20 protein-coding genes are annotated in these 20,361 nt (G+C 67.2%); 9 read left to right on the top strand and 11 right to left on the bottom strand.

The genetic code is table 11. From position 1 onward, the window contains the following. Nucleotides 1-11 precede the first annotated feature (11 nt). The 3 genes from EC839_RS25040 to EC839_RS16280 all read left to right on the top strand — a co-directional run bounded on the left by EC839_RS25040 (nucleotide 12) and on the right by EC839_RS16280 (nucleotide 2,511). Nucleotides 12-716, top strand: a complete 705-nt coding sequence (locus EC839_RS25040) for a methyl-accepting chemotaxis protein (RefSeq protein ID WP_372237665.1) — start codon at nucleotides 12-14, stop codon at nucleotides 714-716. 113 nt (nucleotides 717-829) lie between these two features. Next, nucleotides 830-2,188: a nucleobase:cation symporter-2 family protein gene (locus EC839_RS16285; protein WP_132832845.1), complete on the top strand. Its 1,359-nt coding sequence runs from the start codon at nucleotides 830-832 to the stop codon at nucleotides 2,186-2,188. Nucleotides 2,189-2,310: 122 nt separating this feature from the next. Beyond that, complete coding sequence (locus tag EC839_RS16280) at nucleotides 2,311-2,511, top strand: hypothetical protein (protein WP_007162082.1); 201 nt, start codon at nucleotides 2,311-2,313, stop codon at nucleotides 2,509-2,511. On the opposite strand, the gene EC839_RS16275 is transcribed toward EC839_RS16280, so the two are convergent. Both EC839_RS16275 and EC839_RS16270 read right to left on the bottom strand, forming a co-directional pair. Continuing rightward, nucleotides 2,508-3,002 carry a DUF523 domain-containing protein gene (locus EC839_RS16275; protein WP_132832844.1) on the bottom strand — a complete coding sequence of 165 codons (495 nt, stop codon included), beginning with the start codon at nucleotides 3,000-3,002 and terminating at the stop codon, nucleotides 2,508-2,510. The genes EC839_RS16280 and EC839_RS16275 overlap by 4 nt on opposite strands. 31 nt (nucleotides 3,003-3,033) lie before the next feature. Then, on the bottom strand, nucleotides 3,034-3,666 hold the full coding sequence (locus tag EC839_RS16270) for a 2OG-Fe(II) oxygenase (protein WP_132832843.1): 633 nt from the start codon (nucleotides 3,664-3,666) through the stop codon (nucleotides 3,034-3,036). 179 nt (nucleotides 3,667-3,845) lie between these two features. On the opposite strand from EC839_RS16270, the gene EC839_RS16265 reads away from it, so the two are divergent. Continuing rightward, nucleotides 3,846-4,583, top strand: a complete 738-nt coding sequence (locus EC839_RS16265; RefSeq protein WP_132832842.1) for a DUF2059 domain-containing protein — start codon at nucleotides 3,846-3,848, stop codon at nucleotides 4,581-4,583. A gap of 6 nt (nucleotides 4,584-4,589) precedes the next feature. On the opposite strand, the gene EC839_RS16260 is transcribed toward EC839_RS16265, so the two are convergent. Beyond that, on the bottom strand, nucleotides 4,590-5,528 hold the full coding sequence (locus EC839_RS16260) for an alpha/beta hydrolase (protein WP_132832841.1): 939 nt from the start codon (nucleotides 5,526-5,528) through the stop codon (nucleotides 4,590-4,592). Nucleotides 5,529-5,710: 182 nt separating this feature from the next. Between EC839_RS16260 and EC839_RS16255 the strand changes: the two genes are divergently transcribed. Genes EC839_RS16255 through EC839_RS16240 form a run of 4 tightly spaced genes read left to right on the top strand, consistent with a single transcriptional unit; the run spans nucleotide 5,711 to nucleotide 10,449 of the window. Next, entirely contained in the window at nucleotides 5,711-6,181 is a 471-nt protein-coding gene (locus tag EC839_RS16255) for a MarR family transcriptional regulator (RefSeq protein WP_132832840.1), read from the top strand. Nucleotides 6,182-6,184: 3 nt separating this feature from the next. Then, nucleotides 6,185-7,639 carry an efflux transporter outer membrane subunit gene (locus EC839_RS16250; RefSeq protein ID WP_132832839.1) on the top strand — a complete coding sequence of 485 codons (1,455 nt, stop codon included), beginning with the start codon at nucleotides 6,185-6,187 and terminating at the stop codon, nucleotides 7,637-7,639. Between the two features lie 16 nt (nucleotides 7,640-7,655). Next, entirely contained in the window at nucleotides 7,656-8,867 is a 1,212-nt protein-coding gene (locus EC839_RS16245) for an efflux RND transporter periplasmic adaptor subunit (protein WP_007162089.1), read from the top strand. A 55-nt stretch (nucleotides 8,868-8,922) separates the two neighbouring features. Beyond that, a complete protein-coding gene (locus EC839_RS16240) occupies nucleotides 8,923-10,449 on the top strand; it encodes a DHA2 family efflux MFS transporter permease subunit (protein ID WP_132832838.1) in 1,527 nt (508 codons plus the stop codon). 139 nt (nucleotides 10,450-10,588) lie between these two features. Here the strand turns inward: EC839_RS16240 and EC839_RS16235 are convergent, their stop codons facing one another. The 3 genes from EC839_RS16235 to EC839_RS16220 all read right to left on the bottom strand — a co-directional run bounded on the left by EC839_RS16235 (nucleotide 10,589) and on the right by EC839_RS16220 (nucleotide 12,863). Continuing rightward, nucleotides 10,589-10,963, bottom strand: a complete 375-nt coding sequence (locus tag EC839_RS16235) for a cytochrome c family protein (RefSeq protein WP_132832837.1) — start codon at nucleotides 10,961-10,963, stop codon at nucleotides 10,589-10,591. Beyond that, complete coding sequence (gene mutM / locus EC839_RS16230) at nucleotides 10,960-11,772, bottom strand: bifunctional DNA-formamidopyrimidine glycosylase/DNA-(apurinic or apyrimidinic site) lyase (RefSeq protein ID WP_132832836.1); 813 nt, start codon at nucleotides 11,770-11,772, stop codon at nucleotides 10,960-10,962. Before mutM ends, EC839_RS16235 begins: the two co-directional genes overlap by 4 nt. A 266-nt stretch (nucleotides 11,773-12,038) precedes the next feature. Beyond that, nucleotides 12,039-12,863: an HDOD domain-containing protein gene (locus EC839_RS16220; protein ID WP_165904679.1), complete on the bottom strand. Its 825-nt coding sequence runs from the start codon at nucleotides 12,861-12,863 to the stop codon at nucleotides 12,039-12,041. Nucleotides 12,864-13,083: 220 nt separating this feature from the next. Here EC839_RS16220 and EC839_RS16215 point away from each other — a divergent pair, with 220 nt between their 5' ends. Beyond that, entirely contained in the window at nucleotides 13,084-13,623 is a 540-nt protein-coding gene (locus EC839_RS16215) for a type 1 glutamine amidotransferase domain-containing protein (protein WP_132832833.1), read from the top strand. Between the two features lie 318 nt (nucleotides 13,624-13,941). On the opposite strand, the gene EC839_RS16210 is transcribed toward EC839_RS16215, so the two are convergent. The 5 genes from EC839_RS16210 to EC839_RS16190 all read right to left on the bottom strand — a co-directional run bounded on the left by EC839_RS16210 (nucleotide 13,942) and on the right by EC839_RS16190 (nucleotide 20,326). Then, nucleotides 13,942-14,532 carry an LON peptidase substrate-binding domain-containing protein gene (locus EC839_RS16210; RefSeq protein WP_132832832.1) on the bottom strand — a complete coding sequence of 197 codons (591 nt, stop codon included), beginning with the start codon at nucleotides 14,530-14,532 and terminating at the stop codon, nucleotides 13,942-13,944. An 88-nt stretch (nucleotides 14,533-14,620) separates the two neighbouring features. Next, the gene (locus EC839_RS16205; protein ID WP_132832831.1) at nucleotides 14,621-15,328 is read right to left on the bottom strand and encodes a membrane integrity-associated transporter subunit PqiC; all 708 of its coding nucleotides are present in this window, start codon (nucleotides 15,326-15,328) and stop codon (nucleotides 14,621-14,623) included. An 85-nt stretch (nucleotides 15,329-15,413) separates the two neighbouring features. Continuing rightward, a complete protein-coding gene (parC, locus tag EC839_RS16200) occupies nucleotides 15,414-17,666 on the bottom strand; it encodes a DNA topoisomerase IV subunit A (RefSeq protein ID WP_044342441.1) in 2,253 nt (750 codons plus the stop codon). Nucleotides 17,667-17,811: 145 nt separating this feature from the next. Then, nucleotides 17,812-19,710: a DNA topoisomerase IV subunit B gene (gene parE, locus EC839_RS16195; protein WP_042137169.1), complete on the bottom strand. Its 1,899-nt coding sequence runs from the start codon at nucleotides 19,708-19,710 to the stop codon at nucleotides 17,812-17,814. Nucleotides 19,711-19,717: 7 nt separating this feature from the next. Then, a complete protein-coding gene (locus EC839_RS16190) occupies nucleotides 19,718-20,326 on the bottom strand; it encodes a YqiA/YcfP family alpha/beta fold hydrolase (protein WP_132832830.1) in 609 nt (202 codons plus the stop codon). Between the last annotated feature and the right edge of the window lie 35 nt (nucleotides 20,327-20,361).

The following is a 20,361-nucleotide window of genomic DNA, read 5'->3' as shown; positions in this document are numbered from 1 at the left end:
CCGTGACCGAGATGTCCTCCGCTACCCAGGAGATCGCCCGCAATGCCGAGCAGACCGCCGAGGCCATCCGCCAGTCCTCCGACAGCACCGCCCAGGGCCTGACCCTGGTGCAGACCAGCAAGGAATCCATCAACAGCCTGGCCCGGGAAGTGGATGACGCCACCCGGGTGATCGGCGAGCTGGATCACCACTCCCAGGCCATCGCCAAGGTGCTGGACAGCATCCAGAGCATCGCCGAGCAGACCAACCTGCTGGCGCTCAACGCGGCCATCGAAGCGGCCCGCGCCGGCGAGCATGGCCGCGGCTTCGCGGTGGTCGCCGACGAGGTGCGGACGCTGTCGCAGCGGACCCAGGCGTCGACCCGAGAGATCAACGAGACCATCGGCACCCTGCAGCAGATGACCCGCCAGGCGGTGCAGCGCATGGACAGCAGCATGGCTATCGCCGAGCGCAGCGTGGCCGACGTGGAACGCGCCTCCAGTGCGCTGGAAGAGATCGCCCAGAGTGCCGGCGTCATCTCCGAGATGTCCCTGCAGATCGCCACGGCGGCCGAGGAGCAGACCTCGGTCACCGAGGAGATCACCCGCAACGTCATCACCATCAAGGGCCTCGGCGACACCCTGGCCAGCGGCGCCGAGGACTCGGAGCGCCAGTCGCGCTCCCTGCAGCATCACGCCGCCGACCTCAATCGCGACGTGGCCCGCTTCATCCTCTAAGACCTCAGGCACAGCCGCCGGCCGCCAGGCCGACGGCTGTCTCCCGGCCGAAGACCCTGCGCCCCGGGGCGGGCATCCGGTAAGATCGGCGCTTTTTCCGCGACGACCCCGCCATGTCCCAGCCCTCCCGCTCCGAACTGCTCTATGGTCCCCAGGACCGACCGCGCCCGCTGATCGCCCTGCTCGCCGCCATCCAGCACCTGCTGGCGATCATCGTGCCCATCGTCACCCCCGGCCTGCTGATCTGCCAGGCCCTGGGCGTCTCGCCGCGCGACACCAATCTGATCGTCTCCATGTCGCTGGTGATCTCGGGCATCGCCACCTTCGTCCAGTGTCGCCGCTTCGGGCCCTTTGGCGCCGGGTTGCTGATCGTCCAGGGCACCAGCTTCAACTTCGTCGGTCCGCTGATCGCCGGTGGCGCCCTGATGGTCAAGAACGGCACCCCGGTGGAAGGCGTGATGGCGGCCATCTTCGGTGTGGTCATGGCCGGCTCCTTCGTCGAGATGGGCGTATCGCGGGTGCTACCCTTCGTCAAAAGACTGATCACCCCGCTGGTGACCGGCATCGTGGTGCTGATGATCGGCCTGACCTTGATCAAGGTCGGCCTGATCAGCATGGGCGGCGGCTTCGCGGCGCTGGGCAACGGCACCTTCGCCAATGGCGAGAACCTGCTGCTGTCGGGCACCGTGCTGGCTACCATCGTGGTGCTCAACCGCCTCCCGCTGCGCGCCCTGCGCAGCAGTGCCATCGTCGTCGCCCTGCTGCTGGGCTACGCCCTGGCGGCCTGGCTCGGCCGGCTGAATTTCACCGGCATGCACGAGGCCGCCTGGGTGCAGATTCCCGTGCCCCTGCACTTCGGCCTGGGCTTTTCCTGGTCGCTGTTCGTGCCCCTGCTGGTGATCTACCTGGTGACCTCGCTGGAGGCCATCGGTGATATCACCGCCACCAGCAAGGTCTCTCGCGAGCCCGTGGAAGGCCCGCTGTGGATGCAGCGGATCAAGGGCGGGGTGCTGGTCAATGGCGCCAACTCGCTGCTGGCCGGGCTGTTCAACACCTTTCCCAGCTCGGTGTTCGCCCAGAACAACGGGGTGATCCAGCTGACCGGCATCGCCAGCCGCCATGTCGGCCTGTGGATCGCCGCCATCCTGGTCCTGCTGGGGCTGTTCCCGGCGGTGGCCGGGGTGATCCAGGCGGTGCCCGAGCCGGTGCTCGGCGGGGCGGCCATGGTGATGTTCGGCGCGGTCGCCGCCTCGGGGATCAACATCCTCGCCGGCGTCGAGCTGGACCGCCGCGCGCTGCTGATCATCGCCGTGTCCCTGGCCCTGGGCCTGGGCATCTCCCAGGTGCCGGAATTTCTCGCCCATATGCCGGCCGGCCTGAGGGCGGTGCTGGAATCCGGCGTCGCCACCGGCGGCCTGTGCGCCCTGCTGATGAACTGGTTCCTGCCGGAGACGCCAAAAGCCGCTGGCTAGACCAGGCTTTTTCATCCGCGGGCTGAAGTTCCGCGCAGGGGTGCCGATAGCCTGGGCAAGTCACCTGTGGGTTTGCCGCGATCGTCGTTTCGATCGTGGGCGACCCACCCAGCAGAGCGCCCATGATCAGCCCGGATGTTCCTGTCGTTAAGGTCCCGCTGCGCGAATATGCCGTCCTGGCCCGAGCCATGGGCGCCACCGTCTTTGCCCAGAACCTCGAAAAGCAGCCGGGCGAGCTGGTCGGCTGGCGCTTTCCGAAGGGCTGCTTCGTGCAGAAGGCGCATTTCCAGAGCCTGCTGGGGCGCCAGCCGGAGACCCTCTAGGCGCTGCCTTCCAACGCCGCGAGCAGGCGCTGCGCCGCGACCAGTTCGGTCTCGTTGAAGACGGCGACCCCGGCGCGTTTCAGCGCCGCCGCCGTGACACCCTCGCCCGCCACCCGGGTACCGCTGAAGCTGCCATCGTAGTTTTCCAGATTGCCGCAGGACGGACTGCGCGCCTTGAGCACCGCCAGGCGGATGCCATGCCGCGCGATCAGTTCGAGGGCGGCCTCGGCACCGGCAACGAAGGCTGCCGTCACGTCCTCGCCGCCATCGGTCATGACCGGCAACCGACCATCCAGCACCGCCCCGCCCTGGCCACCGGGGATCTCGGCCGGCGGACGCGGCGTGGGCAGGCCCCCGGCCACCTCCGGACAGAGGGGCACGATGCGCCCTTCCGACTGCCAGACGCCCAGCAGATCGAAGGGGCCATGGGCGCCGCCGTCATAGCGCACCCGATGCCCCAGCAGGCAGCGACTCACCAGTATCTTTTCCATACACCCTCCGGGTCCGTCGCCAGTCTACCGCCTAGGCCTGCAGCGGATTTTCGCCACGGCGACGGAACCAGCCGGTCAGCGACAGCCGTTCGCGGGTGGCCGGCAGCACCTCGTGGGGCAACTGGCCGGACAGAAAGCACACCAGGCTGCCGCCCAGGGGCAGGACGTCCTGGTGGCGCCGCTCGTCCAGATAGAGGCGCAACTCGCCGCCCTGCTCGGGCAACCAGGCGTCATTGAGATAGAGCACCAGGGAGACCATGCGCCGGTCATCGTCGCGGAAGCGATCCAGGTGGCGGGCATAGAAGGCCCCTGGCGGATAGAGGGCGAAGTGGCTCTCGTAGTCTTCCAGTCCCAGGAACAGGGTGCGGTTGAAGGCCTCGCGCAGGATGTCCATGAGCTGCAGGTAGCGCTGCACGCCGGGATGCTCATCGTCCGGCTCCAGCCAGGCGATGTGATCGCCGCGGACGCCTTCGCGGATCAGCGGACTTTCGCCACGGCCGATGCCGGCGCGCTCCAGCTCGCCGCGGGCATGGCGCAACCGGCATTCGGCGGCCAGCTCGGCGGTGAGATCCAGGGGCAGGAAGATGCTCTGCCGCGACCAGCCGTGCTCGGCGAGATCGTCGACGATACGTTGCAGCAGGGGATGCTCGGGATGCAGAGCCATCGGGAAAACCGTAGCGGACCGGGCCAGGCCGGCGGGATGCCGAGTGTAAGAGAAGTCGGCCACGGCTGCGCGCCTGCCTTGACCAGGCGACGAATGCCCGGGATGAGCGCCTCGACAGCCAGCCTGGGGTTGCCGACAATGGCGGACTTTCCGGCTCAGTGCCGCTGCCCGAGGTGTCCATGCGCGTTCTGTTCGCTTCCCTGCTTTTCGCCATCAGCCTGCCCGTCCTGGCCGACGATACGGTCAGCCTCTATCAGGCCGCAGGTTGGCCCGAGCAGCGCGGACACTTCCGCGACGCCCTGCAGGCCGCCCAGCAGCGCTACCAGAACAGCCTGCCGCCGGCGCTCTATCAGAGCCTGGTGGACAACAGCAACAAGCGCTACACCGCCGCAGCCATCGACCAGCGCGCCCTGGCGGCGCTGCGCCAGAGCCTGCCGGCCGACGGCCCCGCCCTGCAGTTCTTCCAGTCGCCGGTGGGCCGCAAGGTGGTCGCCGCGGAAATCGCCGCCACCCGCAGCGACCAGCTGGCCAAGAACGCCAATGGCGTGCCCCAGATGCAGGCCAGCCCGGCCCGCCGCGCCCAGGCCAAGCGCCTGGCCACCGCCCTGCCCGTGCGCGAAGCCGGGGCCGAGGTCAGCGTGGCCCTGGCGGGTCTCGCCGCCGACAGCCTGAGTTCGATGCTGCCGGGCCTGATGGGCCAGCAGCAGTCCGGAGGCATGATCGAGCAGCAACGCCAGAGATTCATCCAGCAGATGAATGCCGGTGACCTGGAAAACACCCTGCTCTATGTCTATCGCACCCTGAACGACAACGAACTCGGCCAGTTCGCCGACTTCGCCAGTTCGGCCAACGGCAGTGCCTACTACCGCGCCGCCGTGGCGGCGCTGCGCGCCGGCCTGGGTGGCGGCGGTCAGTAGCACGGCTCAGGCGAGACGCTCGTCCAGCCAGCGGAAATAGCGCTGGCGCAGGACCTCGGTCTCGTTGACCAGATGGTGCCGTGCCTCGGGCAGGCGCAACACCTCGGGCCGCGCGAACTTGGCCTCCAGCACCCCCAGGTTGTGCCGCCAGTCGACGGTGAAATCCTGCTCGCCCTGGATCACCAGCGGGCTGCGGGAGCTGGCCGGTGCCCCCTCCAGTTGCGGAATCCAGCGCGCCAGGGCGCCAACCCATCGCGCGGGTAGCTCGCGCGGCTGCAGGCCGTCCTGCTGCAGGAACTCGAGAAAGGCCGGATCCCCGGAATTCACCGAGAAGCGCCGTGGCAGGGCGCGCACGAAGGGCTTCACCAGCCGATAGGTCCACAGCCCCTGGCGCCAGGCGTGGGGCCTGACCAGGGGCGCCAGCAGGATCGTCTCGCCCAGTTCGGGGGCGGGCTCACCGCGCAGCAGATAGTCCAGCAGGATGGCGCCGCCGGTGCTCTGGCCGAGCAGGTGCCAGGGCCGTGGCAGGTCCAGGCGCCGCGCTTCGGCGATCAGGGCCGCCAAGGCGGTCTGGTATTCGGCGAAGTCGTTGATGCTGGCGCGGGCACCGCTCGACAGGCCATGCCCGGGCAGGTCGCAGGCCAGCACCGCCAACTGCCGTGACAGGGCCCAGTCCACCACGTGGCCATAGAGACCCATGTGGTCGTAGTAGCCGTGCAGCATCAGCAGGCTGCCCCGCGGCGCGCGCGGCCACCAGCCTTGCACGGCGAGCCGGTAGCCGCCGGCGTCCAGCGCGCCCAGGGCCACGGTCACCTCCGGCCGCGCGAGGCTGTCCGCCAGGCGGTAATGGGCACGATAGCCCTGGTGGTCGAGATCCGGCGGCTGGTCGTGCCGCAAGGGCACCAGTGCCTGGCGCAATCGGTCTAGATCGAAGAGAGGCGTCATGGCTCGTTTCGGCGTGAAGTTGTCGCCATGATCGGCGTCCAGGTAGCCACTGAACAAGGGCCGGCCAGCAGACTTTTCCAATTGTTTCAAAATGCGCAACTCTCCCCTGCGCAAAGGTGTCTGAATATTTCACTGCCTAGGCAGTATTCTGGATACGCTTGATTGCCTGGGCAGATACTGCAATGTCACATTTCGACCGTAGCAACTTTCCGCTGCGCAATTCCGTAGGCCACCTGATCCACCTGGCGAACCAGTACAAGGATCGCGTGCTGGACAGTCACCTCGCGCCCTACGACATCACCGCTGCCCAGTTCAAGGTGCTGCTGCTGCTCGCCCGCGACCAGACCGACACCCCGGCCGAACTCAGCCGCTGCCTGTCCCTCGACAGCGGCGCCATGACCCGCATGCTCGATCGCCTGGAGGCCAAGGGCCTGCTGCGCCGCGTGCGTAGCCTCAGCGACCGCCGCCAGGTGCGCCTGGAGCTGACCGAACAGGGTCAGGCCCTGAGCAGTGAACTCATGCAGATCGGCGTGGACGCGCTCAACGACCTGACCCACTGCCTGGACCGCCAGGAGCTGGATGACCTCGAACGCCTGCTGCGCCGCCTGCTCAGCCCCTCCGGCCTGCTGCCGGAGAACTCTGGAGACCTCTGACCCATGACCTTTCGCCTGCCATTGACCGCCCTCTGCGCCGCCCTGCTGCTGGCCGGCTGCGTGTCGTCCGAAGGGCTGCACACCCAGGGGCGCGCCGTGGACCCGGCGACGCTCAAGGGCGAAGCCACCTTTGCCAGCGACCGCCTCTCCCCCGCCCAGTGGCCGAGCGCCGACTGGTGGACCCGGCTGGGCGATCCGCAACTCGACAGCCTGATCCGCGAGGCCCTGCGTGACAGCCCCTCGCTGCAGGAAGCCGATGCGCGCAGTCGCCAGGCCGATGCCGCGGTGCTCGCCGCCGACGCCGATCGCTATCCGCAGATCGACGCCAATGGCGGTGTGACCCGTTCACGCCTGGCGCGACCGGACGATCCCCTCGGCCAGGGCGACCGCTACAGTACCCTGCGCCAGTTCGATGTGAGCGGCAGCTACAGCTTCGACCTCTGGGGTGGCCAGCGTGCCGCCTGGGAAGCCGCCCTGGGTCGTGCCCGCGCCGGCGAGGTGGATCGCCAGGCCGCGCGCCTGACCCTGGCGGCCAACGTCAGCCGCGCCTATAACCAGCTCGGTCTGGCCTACACCAGCCTGGACGTCGCCCAGCAGGATCTGGAGCGCACCCGCGGCATGCTCGACCTGGCCCAGCGCCGCGTCGACGCCGGTCTCGACAGTGATTACCAGCTGCAGCAGACCCAGAGTCTGGAAGCCAGCGCGGCAGCCTCCCACACCGCCGCCGAGCAGCAGGTGCGCAGCGCGCAGATCCGTCTCGCCGTGCTGCTGGGCAAGGGTCCCGACCGTGGCGCCGAGATTCCGCGGCCGAAACTGATCGCTCCCGCCGCGGTGAATCTGCCTGCCCAGCTGCCCGCCGAGCTGGCCGGGCGCCGCCCGGACCTGATCGCCGCCCGCTGGCGCGTGGAGGCCGCGAGCAAGAACATCACCGCCAGCAAGACCAATTTCTATCCCAATCTCAACCTGACGGTGGCGGCCGGCAGCAAGGCCATCCTCGGCGATGCCCTGTTCGGCGGACCGGCGCGCTTCTTCAACGTCGGCCCGGCGCTGTCGCTGCCGATCTTCGACGGCGGTCGCCGCCGCTCTGATCTCGCCAGCCGGGACGCCGACTACGACCTGGCCGTGGCCCAGTACAACCAGACCCTGGTGCAGGCGCTGGGCGACATCGCCGACGCCATCACCCGCCAGCGCTCGCTGGACCAGCAGATCGTCGAGCAGCAACGGGCCCGCGACATCGCCAAGAGCTCCTTCGACATCGCCATGCAGCGCTATGGCGCCGGTATCGGCAACTACCTCGACGCCCTGACCGTCGAGCAGCAACTGCTGCAGGCCGAGCGCCAGCTAGCCAGCCTCCGGGCCGATCGCATCGACAGCGGCGTGCTGCTGATGCAGGCCCTGGGTGGCGGCTTCCAACCGTCCAATCTGCCGCCGGCACCCGCCGCCGCGGCCACACACTGATACCGAGAGCCCGACCATGGCCGATTCCGCCGCAACCCCCAACGACAATGCCCAGGAGCAGAAGCCGCAGCGCTCCGGCAAACGCAAACTCTTCCTGCTGCTCCTGCTGCTGGTGGTGATCCTGGCCGGCGTGGGCGTCTACTGCTACCACCTGTTCTATGGCCGCTTCCACGCCAGCACCGACGACGCCTATGTCAACGGCAACCTGGTGCAGATCACGCCCCAGGTCACCGGCACCGTGACCCGTATCGCCGTGGACGATGGCGACTTCGTCCGCCAGGGCCAGCCGCTGGTGGAGTTCGATCCCAGCGACACCGCCGTGGCCCAGCAGAGCGCCGAGGCCAACCTGGCCAAGACCGTGCGCCAGGTGCGCGGCCTGTTCAGCAACGTCGACAGCTACAAGGCCCAGGTGGCCGCGCGGCGCGTCGAGGTCGAGCGCGCCCGTGCCGACTACGCCCGCCGCCAGCAACTGGCCAAGGGCGGCGCCATCTCCAAGGAAGAACTGGCCCATGCCCGGGACACCCTGGTGGCGGCGCAGAGCTCCCTGACCTCCGCCCAGCAGCAACTGGACACAAACCAGGCGCTGGTGGACGACACCGAGATCGCTTCGCACCCGGACGTCAAGGCCGCCGCCGCCCAGCTGCGCCAGGCCTACCTGAACCACGCCCGCAGCACCCTGGTGGCGCCGGTCAGCGGCTATGTCGCCAAGCGCTCGGTGCAGGTCGGCAGCCGCGTGCAGCCCGGCGCGGCGCTGATGGCCGTGGTGCCCCTGGACCAGATCTGGATCGACGCCAACTTCAAGGAAACCCAGCTCGCCGAGATGCGCATCGGCCAACCGGTGGAAATCCATTCCGACCTCTATGGCGACGACGTGCGCTATCGCGGCGTGGTGGAAAGTCTCGGCGTAGGTACCGGCAGCGCCTTCTCGCTGCTGCCGGCCCAGAACGCCACCGGCAACTGGATCAAGATCGTCCAGCGGCTGCCCGTGCGGATCCGCCTGGAAGGCGACAACCTGGACAAGCACCCGCTGCGCATCGGCCTGTCGACCGTGGTCGACGTCGACCTGCACGACCAGGACGGCGCCCGCCTGCCTACCACCACCCCGCAGCAGCCGCGCTACAGCACCGACGTCTACGACCATCAGTTGGCCGAGGCCGATCAGCTGATCCAGCAGATCGTCCACAACAACGGTCCGGCCGCCCGCGCCGCCGGCGTCGCCAAGCGCTGAGAGCCAAGGAGGCTCCCTGGCGAGCCTCCCCGCCCACCTCTTCTGGTAATCCGTCATGAGCGATAACGCCTTTCGCCCGGCGAGCCTGGTGCTCGCCACGGTGGGCCTGTCCCTGGCCACCTTCATGCAGGTGCTCGACACCACCATCGCCAACGTCGCCCTGACCACCATTTCCGGCAACCTCGGGGTGAGTTCGGAACAGGGCACCTGGGTCATCACCGCCTTTGCCGTGAGCAACGCCATCGCCCTGCCGCTGACCGGCTGGATGGCGCGCCGCTTCGGCGAGGTCAAGCTGTTCATGGCCGCCGTGGTGCTCTTCGTCATCACCTCCTTTCTCTGCGGCATCGCCACCTCCATGCCGGAGCTGGTGATCTTCCGCGCCATGCAGGGCTTCGTCGCCGGCCCGCTCTACCCGATGGCCCAGACCCTGCTGCTGGCGATCTTTCCGGCGGCCAAGCGCGGCATGGCCCTGGCGCTATTGGCCATGGTGACGGTGGTGGCGCCCATCATCGGTCCCATCGCCGGCGGCTGGATCACCGACAACTACAGCTGGCCGTGGATCTTCTTCATCAATATCCCCATCGGCATCTTCGCCACCCTGGTGGTCTGGAGCCAACTGGGCAAGAAACCGGAAAAACTGGTGCACCAGCCCATCGACTACGTCGGGCTGATCCTCCTGGTGCTGGGTGTCGGCGTGCTGCAGGTGGTGCTGGACAAGGGCAACGACCTGGACTGGTTCGAATCCAACCTGATCTGCCTGGGCGCGGCCTTTTCCGCCGTGGCCCTGACCGCCCTGGTGATCTGGGAGTTGACCGACAAGCACCCCATCGTCAATCTGCGGCTGTTCCGCTATCGCAACTTCAGCTTCGGCACCCTGGCGCTGGTGCTGGGCTACTCGGGTTTCTTCGGCATCAACCTGCTGCTGCCCCAGTGGCTGCAGACCCAGCTCGGCTACACCCCGGTGTGGGCGGGCCTCGCCGCGGCGCCCATCGGCATCCTGCCGGTGATCCTCTCGCCCATGGTGGGCAAGTTCGCGCACAAGACCGACCTGCGGCTGCTGGCCGGCGGTTCCTTCCTGGTGATCGGCGCCTCCTGCTTCATGCGCGCCACCTTCAACAACGAGGTGGACTATCGTCACATCGCCGAGGTGCAGACCTTCATGGGCCTGGGCGTGGCGCTGTTCTTCATGCCCACCACCAGCATCCTGCTGTCCAGCCTCAAGCCCTCGGAACTGGCTGACGGCGGCGGCCTGGCGACCTTCCTGCGGGTCCTCGGCGGCAGCTTCGCCTCCTCCCTGACCACCTGGCTGTGGCAACGTCGTGCCATCCATCATCATGCCCAGCTGACCGAGGACGTGACCCCCTACAGCCCGGCTACCCAGCACTACCTGGACGCCATTGGGGGGCCGTCGCAGCAGGCCTATGCCCAGCTGGACAAGGTGGTGGAAGGCCAGGCGTACATGCTCTCCACGGTGGACTACTTCACCCTGCTCGGCTGGATCTTCATGGGGCTGTTCCTGATCATCTGGCTGGCCAAGCCGCCCTTTGCGGCCAAGCCGGGGGCCGGCGGCGGCGACCACTAAGAACCTGTTCACGATCTGCTGCGCGTCGGCTAAACGGCGTTGAAAACGGCTTCGGAATGCTCATTTACCATTCGTAAACTCCGCTTCCTCAGCCGTTTTCGCCTTGTTTATCTCTAGCTCGCGAGATCGTGAACAGGTTCTAAGGAATGCCGCGCTGGGTCTGCAGGTAGTCGGCGATGTCGCCCAGATCCTCGGCATCGCCGATGCCCCAGAATCTCATCTTGGTACCCGGCACCTTCTGCTCGGGATCGCGCAGAAAGGCCGCCAGGGCCTCGCGATCCCAGGCGAAGCCGGCGTTGCGCATGGCGTCGGAGTAGTTGTAGCCGGCCAGACTCCCGGCCTGACGACCGAAGAGGTCGTTGAGCTGGGGGCCGAAGCCGGACTGGGCGCCCGGCCCCACCGAATGGCAGTTGTGGCAGCGGCGCAGGAAGAGGTTGCGGCCGTTGTCGGCATCCGCCCAGCCCGCCTCCCCACCCAGCAGCGTCAGCAGGACCACCGCGGTCAGGATCTTCATCGCTGGCACTTGCGGCAATAGACGCTGGCGCGTTGGCCGAGGCGGATCTCCTGCAATCCCGTCCCGCAGACCTTGCAGAATTCGCCCTTGCGGCCGTAGACGAACAATTCCTGCTTGAAATAGCCCGGCGCCCCATCCCCGCCGATGAAGTCGCGCAGGGTGGTGCCGCCACTCTCGATGGAGCGCGCCAGCACCTTCTTGATCTCTTCGGCGAGGCGGTCGTAGCGCGCCCGGGAAACGCTGCCGGCGGCGCGCCGGGGATCGATACCGGCGGCGAATAGCGCCTCGGCGGCGTAGATGTTGCCCACCCCCACCACCACGGCGTTGTCCATGATGAAGGGCTTGACCGCCATGCTGCGTCCGCGCGACAGCTCGTACAGCCGACCGCCGTCGAAGGCCTCGGTCAGGGGCTCGGGGCCCAGCTTGCTGAGCAGCACATGGGCATGGGGATCCTGGGTCCAGAGCAGCGCACCGAACCGCCGGGGATCGGTGTAGCGCAGCGACAGCCCGGATTCCAGCTCGATGTCGACGTGCTCGTGCTTGGCCGGCGGCTGGTCGGCCGGCACCAGGCGCAGGCTGCCGGACATGCCCAGGTGACCGATCAGGGTGCCGCTCTCAGCGCGGATCAGCAGGTACTTGGCCCGCCGCTCGACGGCCTCGATGCGCTGCCCGGAAAGGCGCACGTCCAGGTCGTCGGGCACCGGCCAGCGCAGCCGGCCATCGCGGACGATGACCCGGCGCACACGCTGACCGACGACATGGGGCGCGATGCCCCGGCGAGTGGTTTCGACTTCAGGTAGTTCGGGCATGAGGATCCAGGAGGCTTATTCCAGAGATTTGGCTTAGAAGGCGCCAAGCGAAGGTCAGGCAAGGCGCAACGACCAACGGGAGTAACAGCCGAAGGCTGGCCCGAAGGGTGAGCGCCAGCGAATCAAAACAGCGAGGAAGCGGACCGGGCCGCGGGCGGTCGGGCTCGCGCACGAGTTTACAAAGGGTAGATGAGCATTCCGACCGGGCTGGCGAACCAGCTGGTTTTCAACGCCGCATGGTCGAGCGCAGGCCCTTTTAACCAAATCTAGTAATTGATCCGACCGCTGCCCATTTCAAGGATGGTCTCCTTAAGCGACTCGAAGTCGTACTCGGACAGGCCGACGTGATCCAGCACCCGCGGTGCGATGGCCTGCCACTCGTGATCCTCGTCCTGGCCACCGAGGGCGCGATAGCAGCCGCAGATGTGTTCGGCCATCTTCAGCAGGGCCAGCAGATTCTTGATCTGGATGTCGGTGGTCGACTCCTCGTCGAAGACCGATTGGGCGTTGTGATGGTTGGCGATGGCCTGGCCGACGTGCTCCGGCAGACGCCAGGAGCGGGAGATGAAATAGCCCACCACCGCGTGGTTGGTGCTGAAGATGCGATTCTCCACGTCCACCACCCGCACCTGCTCGTTGACGCTGGCATAGGCCTCTTCCAGCACCGCCATGTAGCTGGGGAAGCGCTTGAGCATCAGCGGGATGCCGCAGTTGTGGAACAGACCCAGGGCGTAGGCTTCGTCCGGGGTCGGATAGCCGGTCTTCTTGGCCAGGCTCAGGCAGGTCTCGGCCACGTCCTGGGCGGTGTCCCAGAAACGGTTGAGGATGACGATGGTCTCGTCGGTGAGCTCGCCCTTGATCGACTGGGCGTTGATCAGGTTGATGACCGACTGGCTGCCCAGCAGATTGACCGCCCGCTGGATCGAGGTGATGCGATTGCTGAGGCCGAAATACGGCGAGTTAACTAGCTTGAGCAGGGCACCCGAGAGCCCCGGATCCTGGCCGATCAGGCGCGAGATGACCTTGAGATCTGGGCTGGGCATGAGCTGTTCGAGTTGCAGATCCACCATGATCTGCGGCTGCGGAGGTATGCTGATGCCTTGCAGGGCCTGACGGATCTGCTCCTCGGTCAGCTGAGGGGACGCTTGGGACATGGGGACTACTCTGCGATGGATGTCGCAAATTTACTCCGCGCCGCTCGGCGATGCCATCGGGCGCGACGAAGGAACTTCGCGAGGGCAAATGGAGCCGGATTTAGGAGCGCTGGCAAAAGGCTAGCCCGACCGAATTTCCATCGAGGTATCCGCAACCATGGCTACATCCTTAAGCGGCAAGAAAATCGCCATCCTGGTCACCGACGGCTTCGAGCAGGCCGAACTCACCGGCCCCAAGCAGGCGCTGGAGCAGGCAGGCGCCCAGACCCACATCATCTCCGCCGAGGGCGGCGAGGTGCGCGGCTGGGACGGCACCGAGCCGGCCGACAGCTTTCCGGTAGACCTCACCTTCGCCGCGGCGAATGCCGGTGACTATGACGCCGTGCTACTGCCCGGCGGCGTGGTCAATGCCGACACCATCCGTATCGACGAACAGGCCCAGCGGCTGACCAAGCAGATCGCCGACGCCGGCAAGCCGGTCGCCGTCATCTGCCATGGCGCCTGGCTGCTGATCTCCGCCGGCCTGGTACAGGGCAAGACCATGACCAGTTGGCCGTCGCTGACCGATGACCTGAAGAATGCCGGCGCCAACTGGCAGGACCAAGAGGTCATCGTCGATGGCCAACTGGTGAGCAGCCGCAAACCGGACGACATCCCGGCCTTCAATCGCGAGTTCATCAAGCTGCTGGCAGGCTGAGCTCTCAAGAATGGCACTTTGATCTCATAAGACTGAACTTATGGCAAAGTGCCAGAGTCTCATCCAGTGCCCCCAAAGCACTTTTAGCCCGCCCTGCCCGGCGGGCTTTCTTTTGCCCGGCGTTTGGGCCGGAGCCTGTCCAGCATCTTGCGAGCTAGAGCCAAACAAGGCCTAGGCGGCCCCGCAAGAACGCCTGAGGAAGCGGATCTGGTCTGCGGTCGGGTTTACATGGGGTAAACGAGCCCCCCAACGGGGCTGGCCTTCCAGGGTGTTTGCAACGTCCGTTTGGCCAACGCGCAGCCGATTATGAACAGGCTCTCAGGCCTGGAAATCACCCTGCAGATCCACCAGATGGCGCTCGATGTCGGCCAGGCGCTGGCCCTGGTCGTTCAGCCCCAGCCAATCCAGCTTGAGATGCGCCTCGAACGGCAGCAGGTAGGCCAGCTGGCAACCCAGGGCCTGGCGGTCGGCGACTTCGCCCCCCATGTCCAGGCTGGCGACCATGGGGTGCTGGGCCAGGGCCACCAGCAGCGCCATGAGATCGGCGTCGGCATCGCGCAGGGGCTGGGGCTCGGTCTCCGGAAGCCACTCCACCTCTCCCACCACCAGGTGGTCGGGCTGCTCTTCCTGGCTCAGCAGGCGAAAGCGCCGCCCGCCTTCGATGCGGATGCCCAAGAGGCCGTTGCTCTGCTGCTGCCAGTCGCGGATCAGCGCCTCGCAGCCGTAGGCACCCAGGCGATTCGGCGCGGCTCCGGTTTCGCGGCCTTCGAGGATGGTCACCACGCCAAAGCTGCTGCCCTGCTTGAGGCAGCGGCCGAGCATGTCCAGATAGCGGGCTTCGAATAGCTGCAGGTCGAGGCGGCAGCCGGGAAACAGGGTGGTATTGAGCGGAAACAGGGGCAGCGTCATGAAACCTCCGGGGCTTGAGGGTCCTGCTGGATAGAGCATCGCGCGCCGCCGAAGGCTCCCGTGCGGCGACGCGCGGGAGCCTCGCGAATCAGAAGCGATAGACCTCGGCGCCGGTGCGGATGGGCACCACGGCCGGCAGCGTCGGCCGGGCCTGGGCCTCTTCCACGAGTTTCTTCGGCTCCTTGCGCGCTACTTCGCCGTCACGCCGGCCACGCTGGGCGACCTTGGTAAGATCGGTGGCCAGCCGCGCCGACAGCTGTTGCAGCAATTCGCTCTGGGCGCGCACCTGGGCCGCGCGATCGCCCGCATGACGGGCCTGCAGATGGACCACCTCGGTGTCCAGCAAACGACCCTGACCGTCGCGCAGCTGCCAGCTGGCGTCGAGGGCGGCAGGCGCCTGATCACCGGCATCGAGGCGGGTCACCACCAGTTCCACCCGGTACTGCGGATCGAAGCCGGCGGGTTGTTCGCCTACCACCACCCGGCCGCTGTTGAGGCGACCGGCGAGCTGCCGCTGCAGCAACTGGCGCACGTTGGCGTCGAGCGGCCCGGCCCAATGATCGCGGGTGGTCTTGAGACTGCCGTCCGGCTGGCGTTCCAGCAGCACATCGCGCTGCAGGTAGTCGGCCAGCTGCAGGCTTTCGATCCACACGGCAAGGCCACGCTCGCTGCTCGCGGGCGTGCGCGCATTGCCGCCATCGAGCTGATAGTAGTGGCTGGGGCCGAGGCTGGCACAGCCACCCAGGCCGGCCAGCAGGCCAACGAGCGCCAGCCTGGCGAGACACATCCGTTTCATCGAGGCTCTCTCTCGACGGGCGCCACGGCCCGGCGAGTCCTGGTCGAAAAAATCCGGGCTATGCTAGCGGCTGACCGCGAGCGGCTCAAGTTTCCACCTGCAACGAGTCCACCCGCTGGAAGCCCCGCGGCAACTTGTTGCCGCGCCGACCGCGCTCGGCCCGGTAGTGCTCCAGGTCGCTGCCCTTGAGGGTATAGGGCCGCTTGCCGGCCTGCAGCGTCAGGGAGGCGCCGGCCGGCACCACGGCCAGATCGACCACGTATTCCTCGCGCTTGGCGACCCGTTCGCCAGGGATGGAAATCAGCTTGTTGCCCTTGCCCTTGGCCAGCTGCGGCAGTTCGCTGATGGCGAACACCAGCAGCCGTCCCTCGTTGGTGACCACCGCTAGGGAGGTGTCCTCCAGGGAAGCCACCGGCTTGGGCGGCAGTACCTTGGCGCCATTGGGCAGGCTGATCAGCGCCTTGCCAGCCTTGTTCTTGGCCTGCAGGTCCTCGCCCTTGACCACGAAGCCGTAGCCGGCGTCCGAGGCCATGACATAGAGACCGCTATCGTCCGGCAGCAACAGGCATTCGAAGCTGGCGCCCGGCGGCGGGGTCAGGCGTCCGGTCAGGGGCTCGCCCTGGCCACGCGCCGACGGCAGCGAATGGGCGGCCACCGAATAGCTGCGCCCGGTGGAGTCGATGAACACGGCGAACTGGTTGGAGCGACCCAGGGCCGCCGCCTTGAAGCCGTCGCCGGCCTTGTAGGACAGCCCGGTCGGATCGACGTCGTGGCCCTTGGCCTGGCGCACCCAGCCCTTCTCGGAGAGCACCACGGTCACCGGTTCGGTGGGCATGAGCTCGGTCTCGGACAGGGCCTTGGCTTCGGCACGCTCGACGATGGGCGAGCGGCGCGCGTCGCCATAGGTCTCGGCGTCCTTGATCAGTTCGTCGCGGACCAGGTTGCGCAGCTTCTTGTCGCTGCCCAGCAGGGTCTGCAGGCGCTTCTGTTCCTTGAGCAGCTCAGCCTGTTCGCCACGGATCTTCATCTCTTCCAGCCGCGCCAGCTGGCGCAGCCGGGTTTCCAGGATGTAGTCGGCCTGTTCCTCGGAGAGCTCGAAGCGGGCCATCAGCGCCTGCTTGGGATGCTCCTCGGTGCGGATGATGTGGATCACCTCGTCCAGGTTGAGGAAGGCGACCAGCAGGCCATCCAGCAGGTGCAGGCGCCGATTGACCTTGTCCAGGCGGAACTGCAGGCGACGGCGCACGGTGCCGATGCGATAGATCAGCCACTCCTGGAGGATCTGCCGCAGGTCCTTGACCTGGGGCTTGCCGTCCAGGCCGATGACGTTGAGGTTGACCCGGTAGCTGGACTCCAGATCGGTGGTGGCGAACAGGTGCTGCATCAGCTCGTCGGCATCGATGCGATTGGAACGCGGCACGATGACGATGCGGGTCGGGTTCTCGTGGTCCGACTCGTCGCGCAGGTCGGCCACCATGGGCAGCTTCTTGGCCTGCATCTGGGCGGCGATCTGTTCCAGCACCTTGGAGCCGGAGACCTGGTGCGGCAGCGCAGTGATGACCACGTCGCCGTCCTCGCGGCGGTAGACGGCGCGCATGCGCACCGAGCCGCGACCGGTCTCGTAGATCTTGCGCAGGTCGGCCCGCGGCGTGACGATCTCGGCCTCGGTGGGGAAGTCCGGACCGGGCACGTGTTCGAGCAGCTCGGGGATCCCGGCGATGGGATCGTCCAGCAGACGCACGCAGGCGGCGGCCACCTCGCGCAGGTTGTGCGGCGGGATGTCGGTGGCCATGCCCACGGCGATGCCGGTGGTGCCGTTGAGCAGCAGATTGGGCAACCGCGCCGGCAGCACCGCCGGCTCGTTCAGGGTGCCGTCGAAGTTGGGTACCCAGTCCACGGTGCCCTGCCCCAGTTCGCTGAGCAGCACCTCGGAATAGCGCGACAGCCGCGCCTCGGTATAGCGCATGGCGGCAAAGGACTTGGGATCGTCCGGCGCGCCCCAGTTGCCCTGGCCATCCACCAGCGGATAGCGATAGGAGAACGGCTGGGCCATGAGCACCATGGCTTCGTAGCAGGCCGAGTCGCCGTGGGGGTGGTATTTACCGAGGACGTCGCCCACGGTACGGGCGGACTTCTTGTGCTTGGCGTCGGCGTCCAGGCCCAGTTCGCTCATGGCGTAGACGATGCGACGCTGGACCGGCTTGAGGCCGTCGCCGATGTGCGGCAGGGCGCGGTCCATGATGACGTACATGGAGTAGTTCAGGTACGCCTGCTCGGTGAAGTCGGCCAGCGAACGGCGTTCGACGCCATCCAGGCTCAGGTCGAGGGGTGCACTCATGGGAATCCTTTGGTGTTACGTCGGTAATCGGGGTGTCGTGTCCATCGCGGCCATGGGCCGCTCCTACAGGGCGATGGATACCGTAGGAGCGGTCGCTGCGGCGAACCGCCATGACCGCGATAGACACGACCAAATAAGTCAGGCGCTAGATCAGCACTTCGGCGCGGTCGCCCTTGGATTCCAGCCAGCTCTTGCGATCGCCGGATCGCTTCTTGGCCAGCAGCATGTCCATCATTTCGAGGGTGCCGGGCACGTCTTCGAGGGTCAGCTGTACCAGGCGGCGGGTGTTGGGGTCCATGGTGGTCTCGCGCAGCTGCAGCGGATTCATCTCGCCCAGGCCCTTGAAGCGGGTGACCTGGGGCTTGCCGCGCTTCTTCTCCGCCGCCAGGCGATCGAGGATACCGTCGCGCTCGGCTTCGTCGAGGGCGTAGTGCACCTCCTTGCCGAGGTCGATGCGGTACAGCGGCGGCATGGCTACATAGACGTGGCCGGCATCCACCAGGGGCCGGAAGTGCTGCACGAACAGGGCGCACAGCAGGGTGGCGATGTGCAGGCCGTCGGAGTCGGCATCGGCGAGGATGCAGATCTTGCCGTATCTCAGGCCGCTCAGGTCGGCGCTGCCCGGATCGATGCCGATGGCCACGGCGATGTCGTGCACCTCCTGGCTGCCCAGCACCTCGCTGCCGTCCACTTCCCAGGTGTTCAGGATCTTGCCGCGCAGCGGCATGATGGCCTGGAATTCCTTGCTGCGCGCCTGCTTGGCGCTGCCGCCGGCGGAGTCGCCCTCCACCAGGAACAGCTCGGAGCGCATCGGGTCCTGACCGGCGCAATCGGCCAGCTTGCCGGGCAGCGCCGGGCCCTGGGTGATCTTCTTGCGCTCGACCTTCTTGCCCGCCTTGAGGCGGCGGCCGGCGTTGTTGATGGCCAGTTCGGCGATCTGCTGACCCAGTTCCGGATGGGCGTTGAGCCAGAGGCTGAAGGCGTCCTTGACCACCCCGGCGACAAAGGCCGCGGCCTCGCGGGAGGACAGGCGCTCCTTGGTCTGGCCGGAGAACTGCGGCTCCTGCATCTTCATCGAGAGGACGAAGGCGATGCGCTCCCAGACGTCTTCCGGGGCCAGCTTGAGGCCGCGCGGCAGGAGGTTGCGGAATTCGCAGAATTCGCGGATGGCGTCCAGCAGGCCCTGGCGCAGGCCGTTCACATGGGTGCCGCCCTGGGCGGTGGGAATCAGGTTGACATAGCTTTCCTGCACCGACTCGCCGCCCTCGGGCAGCCAGAACAGCGCCCAGTCCACCGCTTCCCGGGCCGAGGCCAGGCTGCCGTGAAAGGGCGCCTCGGGCAGCCGCAGGGCGTCGCCCACAGTGTCGATCAGATAGGATCTCAGCCCGTCTTCGTAATGCCATTCGCTGCGCTCGCCGCTGGCTTCGTCCAGGAAGCTCACCGCCAGGCCCGGACAGAGCACCGCCTTGGCCTTGAGCACGTGCTTCAAGCGGCTGACGGAGAACTTGGGCGAATCGAAGTACTTGGGGTCCGGCCAGAAGTGCACGCTGGTGCCGGTATTGCGCTTGCCGACGCTGCCGACCACGGCCAGTTCGCTGGCCTTGAAGCCGTCGGCGAAGGCCATGGCGTATTCGTTGCCCTCGCGCTTGACGCGCACCTCGACGCGGGTCGACAGGGCGTTCACCACCGAGATGCCCACGCCGTGCAGACCGCCGGAGAACTGGTAGTTCTTGTTGGAGAACTTGCCGCCGGCGTGCAGCTTGGTGAGGATCAGCTCGACGCCGGAGACGCCCTCTTCCGGATGGATGTCCACCGGCATGCCGCGACCGTCGTCGATCACCTCGAGGGAGTTGTCGGCGTGCAGGATCACCTGCACCTGGCGCGCATGACCGGCCAGGGCCTCGTCCACGCTGTTGTCGATGACTTCCTGGGCCAGGTGGTTGGGCCGGGAGGTGTCGGTGTACATGCCAGGGCGCTTGCGCACCGGATCGAGTCCGGAGAGGACTTCGATGGCGTCGGCGTTATAGGCGTTCTGCGTGGCCATGGGGTCTCTATTCGAAGGTGTTGAAATCCAGCTCGCGCCAGAGCGCCGGGTCGAAGCCGGCCAGCTCCAGCAACAGGGGCAGCTGGCGATGGAAGCCCTGGAAGCCGTGGTCGCCGCCCTGCTCGATGCGCAGGGTGCAGGCGCCGTAATAGCGCTCGGCGTCCCGGTAGTCGAGGGTCTCGTCGCCGGTCTGCAGCCAGACGTGGAAGCGCTCGGGATCCGCCGGCGCAGCGACTTCCTGCGCCCGCATGGCCTCGACGTGGGCCTCGGTGAGGATCCAGCTCTCGCCGGTATGGTGATTGCGCTGGGGGCCCAGGTAATGCTCCATGAAGCGCCAGGGCCGGACCGCCGGGTTGATCAGCACGGCCTTGAGCCCGTGGCGCTCGGCCAGGACGGTGGCATAGTAGCCGCCCAGGGAGCTGCCGACCAGCAAGGGGGCGTCCAGCTCGGCCAGTTCGCGCTCCAGGAGGGCGAAGGCGGCGTCGGCATCGTTGGGCAGCGCCGGCGCGCGCAGGCGGTCCACGAGGCCCAGCTGGGTCATGCAGGCGGTCAGCTGCCGCGCCTTGAGGGATGCGGGTGAACTGTTGAAGCCATGGATATAGAGGATCGACGGCATCGGGCCGCTCCTACTGGATAAATAAACAGGTAAAG

It is taken from the genome of Pseudomonas sp. JUb52 (genome assembly GCF_004341115.1).
GTDB lineage: Bacteria > Pseudomonadota > Gammaproteobacteria > Pseudomonadales > Pseudomonadaceae > Chryseomonas > Chryseomonas oryzihabitans.
This window is presented reverse-complemented; position numbering and strand designations above follow the sequence as displayed.